This window comes from Pedobacter segetis (genome assembly GCF_016623585.1).
Taxonomy (GTDB): Bacteria; Bacteroidota; Bacteroidia; order Sphingobacteriales; family Sphingobacteriaceae; genus Pseudopedobacter; species Pseudopedobacter segetis.
Genome location: NZ_JAEHFY010000042.1, coordinates 1 through 3,836, shown reverse-complemented (window position 1 = coordinate 3,836; position 3,836 = coordinate 1). Strand labels below are relative to the sequence as shown.

The 3,836-nt window shown below is 31.7% G+C and carries 5 protein-coding genes; 4 read left to right on the top strand and 1 reads right to left on the bottom strand.

Translation table 11 applies throughout. From position 1 onward, the window contains the following. The first annotated feature begins 105 nt into the window (after positions 1-105). The 4 genes from I5M32_RS16385 to I5M32_RS16370 all read left to right on the top strand — a co-directional run bounded on the left by I5M32_RS16385 (position 106) and on the right by I5M32_RS16370 (position 2,842). On the top strand, positions 106-723 hold the full coding sequence (locus I5M32_RS16385; protein WP_200588231.1) for a hypothetical protein: 618 nt from the start codon (positions 106-108) through the stop codon (positions 721-723). 383 nt (positions 724-1,106) lie between these two features. Continuing rightward, positions 1,107-1,733, top strand: coding sequence for a hypothetical protein (locus I5M32_RS16380; RefSeq protein WP_200588229.1), 627 nt, complete (start codon positions 1,107-1,109; stop codon positions 1,731-1,733). A gap of 10 nt (positions 1,734-1,743) precedes the next feature. Next, entirely contained in the window at positions 1,744-2,040 is a 297-nt protein-coding gene (locus I5M32_RS16375) for a hypothetical protein (RefSeq protein WP_200588226.1), read from the top strand. A gap of 427 nt (positions 2,041-2,467) precedes the next feature. Then, positions 2,468-2,842, top strand: a complete 375-nt coding sequence (locus tag I5M32_RS16370) for a hypothetical protein (protein WP_200588224.1) — start codon at positions 2,468-2,470, stop codon at positions 2,840-2,842. A 162-nt stretch (positions 2,843-3,004) separates the two neighbouring features. On the opposite strand, the gene I5M32_RS16365 is transcribed toward I5M32_RS16370, so the two are convergent. Further along, positions 3,005-3,559, bottom strand: a complete 555-nt coding sequence (locus I5M32_RS16365; RefSeq protein WP_200588222.1) for a DUF1643 domain-containing protein — start codon at positions 3,557-3,559, stop codon at positions 3,005-3,007. Positions 3,560-3,836: the final 277 nt, after the last annotated feature.

The following is a 3,836-nucleotide window of genomic DNA, read 5'->3' as shown; positions in this document are numbered from 1 at the left end:
GTGGTTAATCAAACATTAGTTTTTCAAATCAAGTTTTGTGGTAAAAGTCCCGCCCTTCGGGTAGCTGCAAAACGTTAGCACCAATTTAAAACGACACTTATGAAAATGAAATCACCTCTTCTCCAAAAAGTTATCTTTATAATAATTTTTCTTGTCTTAAATCAAACAGTTCAGGCCCAGAAAAAGACATTTGATTCCTATCTTACAGAGACTAATTTAGCCTACAGTGCTCCTAAGGGATATATTGAATTTGAAGTGGATAAATATCCTTATGTCCCTGTGAAGCGGGGGTATTCAAGTATATTATGGTATCTTATTCAGAATCAAAGTGAAGAGATTTTAATTGGTTTCACATTTATTCCTATAAGACAGTATCTGTCTTACAAAGGAATAGATCCAAATGTTAATCTGAAAAATACAGCGCTCCATGAAGCTGACACTACAAAGTCAAAGTTATATTACTACAATTCGAAAGAATTAAAGAGTATCAATGCAATGCAAGCCGTAAAATATGATTTAGATATGGATACTACTCTTTTTGAGAAATACGATAAATGTAAAGTTGTAATAATGCAAAGGGATAACATCGGTGACGGATTTATATACTACTTCTACAACGATAAAAGTGAAGGTAAAATTGATAAGGAAATTAAAAACACCAGCAATATGTTGAAATTTTTACCGGATAGCCAATTTAATCCCTTGATTTACAAAAAAGATTAATTAATTTTTAGTCATATGGAATTAACTGAACGAGATAAGAAAAATAGGTGACATAAAATACAACTACTTTCACAATGGAAACAAATAAACTGGTGCTAACCACAAATTTGTATTATAATGGCTGAACTGCTTTATGTTATTTCATCGCAATTAACTAAGTTTATACGGGCAGACAAGTTTTTGCTTTCTAAGCCATTACAACACAAATTCGCCAACCGTTAGCAGAAAATTTAACAGAAATTCTATCGGTTATCAACGTCATGCAACGAAATGCAATCAAAAAAATGATAAATGATAGAACTAGTTTTAGAAGTATGTATGTCGGAAATACCGAAACAACGACAAAAAAAATGAAAGTAGGTAATAACTTAAAATAAAATTTTATGAAAACAAAAAAACTAAATTTAATTAAGATTGCTTTATTAGCATTAATCGTTTCTGCTTCAACTTCTTGTTCTAAACAAGTTGATAAACCCAAAATTCTCGATTTAAGTTCAAAGGTTTTAAGCGCACAAGCTTTAAATCAAGTGATTTTAAAAATAAGCGATAGAGTTAAGGAAAGAGAGTTGTACAGGGGTAAGATGGTAAATGGCATTAAGACCAATGTTGTTACAGAAGACCCAGAAATGGAATTATTAATGGAACCACTTATTGAAAATGGAGAAATTCTACATCAAGAAATGGTGGATTTCATTTCAGTAACTGAAGAATTTCAACAATTAAGTCAAGAAGAAAAGGATGAAATATTATATTTTGATGATAGTGAGCTAGCAACGTTATCTTTTACAATGAGTGTTCAATCTCAATCTTCTTCCGTTGATTGGGGTCGAGTAAGGTCATGTGCCAGTTTTGCGTTAGGAGTTGCAGGAATAAAATCTTTATTTACTGACACCCTAGCTTTAGGAACAGTCGAAACTGCTCTTGGAGCATTAAAGTTAGTAGGTAAAAGATATTTAGGTTATATTGGTGTCGCTTTAATGATTTATGATTTTGCAGATTGTTTAAGCTAAAATTATAATAATGGAAAATCAAGAAATAAATCATAAAATTCAACTTTTTAATAGCACAATAAATATTGTTTCTGTAACTGGCTATATTCTATATTTTATCGTAAGAAAAACTAACTTAAATGGAATATTAGCATACTTTACACTAACAATCTTTTTATTTAACTTACTGTTTGTTATTTATAGTCTTGTATTCATAATTCGAAATAATTCTTTGATTATTCAGAAAAATAAAAAATTTGGGGGATTGTTCTTAAATTTAATTTCTTGTGCTGGATTTGTCATTTTAATAATTATGTTTCTTAAGTAAATATGAAAACCTTAATAATTATAATATTACTGCCCACTTCCTTTTTAGCTGGATATGGATTACTTGAAATAATGCAAAAAATTATAGGGCAGAAATTACCAATATTTTGGAATTTTATTGCTATTGCATTAATTGGATTTCTAATCTTATTAACTGAAAGTAAACATATATATACTTTAATTAAAACACAAAGAAACAACAAATAAGTAGTTTAAAATACTATTAATAAGCTGTGGAGGTAGTTTCTTCACAGCTTTTCTTATTAAAAATCTTCTGCTAACAGCAAGTTTAATCAATGCCCGGGCGAAGTGCTTTATGCGCCTTTTCTGCAAATTAATTATGTTTGTACTCAGGCGGAAATCAGTGCTGTAATTCGGGCACAGCTTAAACTTGCAAACCGTTAGCACCAATACAAAAACGACGACCAATGACAATTACCGAAGTAGAAAAAAACGCCTCTTACCTTTTCTATTGCAGAGAAAATTATTTTAATAATATACGACCTGCCGACCAAAACAGTAAAAACAAATTAACCTTTAAAAAGCTAATAGACATAGCCAACTTATATTTTCAAAATGACCGCCAAGATGAATTTGCAGGATACTTAATGGAAGGACAATATTTTGTTCAGCTTTGGACCGCACATTTAATTATTGAGTTCGGAAAGCCTAATAAAGAATTGAAAAAACGTTGTCTTGAAGAAATAGAAAAATATTCGGAAAGTACACTTTCTCCAGAAGTTGCAATTCAAGAAAAAAATTGGTTGAAAAATTATTTAACCGAATTTCCCTTAGATTTATGATGAACTAAATGGCAAAATGTACTGGTGCTAACCACAAATTTGTATTATAATGGCTGAACTGCTTTACGTTATTTCATCGCAATTAACTAAATTTATACGGGCAGACAAGTTTGTGCTTTCTATGCCATTACAACACAAATTCGCCAACCGTTACCATCAATGCTAAACGAAAACCTTTCGCATCGGAATTTCAAATTCTTTAGGTTTTAAATCTTTTAGCAGGTAAAGTGGATGTTTTGGCGTTCCATCTTTTGAAAGCTCCAGATAGTGCAATGGTTTGTTTATCCACGATAATGGCTTCCAAGTGTGGTCTAATCTTTTTTGTAACTTATTTACTATTGGACTATTTCCCCAAGCACAAACAACCAAATCGGCAATTGATGACATCCTTCTAAACCATTTTTCATTTTCAACACCCACAACAAAAGGAGCGGTTAATAAATCCTTTGGATTTGTAGCTCTCAATGCAAATAAATTAACAACGTAAATCCCACCATAACCCCAAGATTTTGCAAAGCCAACACAACGTCTTATTGTAGGGTCATCTTTGTCTGCCTCAGCAGTTGAAGGATTTAACATTATAAACAATACTCTCGGCTTTTCATCATTCCAAGTGCGTGTTAATGTGTATCGGTACTTTTTGCAATCGCTAATAACCGCACTGCTGGTAACAGCAGGTTTAAAAAATTGCGGTTGATGTGCTTCTTGTTCTTTCATTCGTTATTTATTTAGTTTTTGCGTTTCGACATTTTTTCTGCAAGTAATTCCGCAACTTTCAAAACCTGCAACCGTTATAGCCAATACTACCCGACAGAATCGACTAGAAAACATTTTGAATTTGTTGTCTGAATAGTTAACTTTGCTCTGTGAATAATGAGAGACAAGTAATTGCTTACAAAAACTATTTCCTCGACTTTTATGAAAGTCAGAACGACAAAGTGCAGGCGAAAATCGAATGGACTTTAAATCTGATAAAAGTTACTCCTAAAGTCCC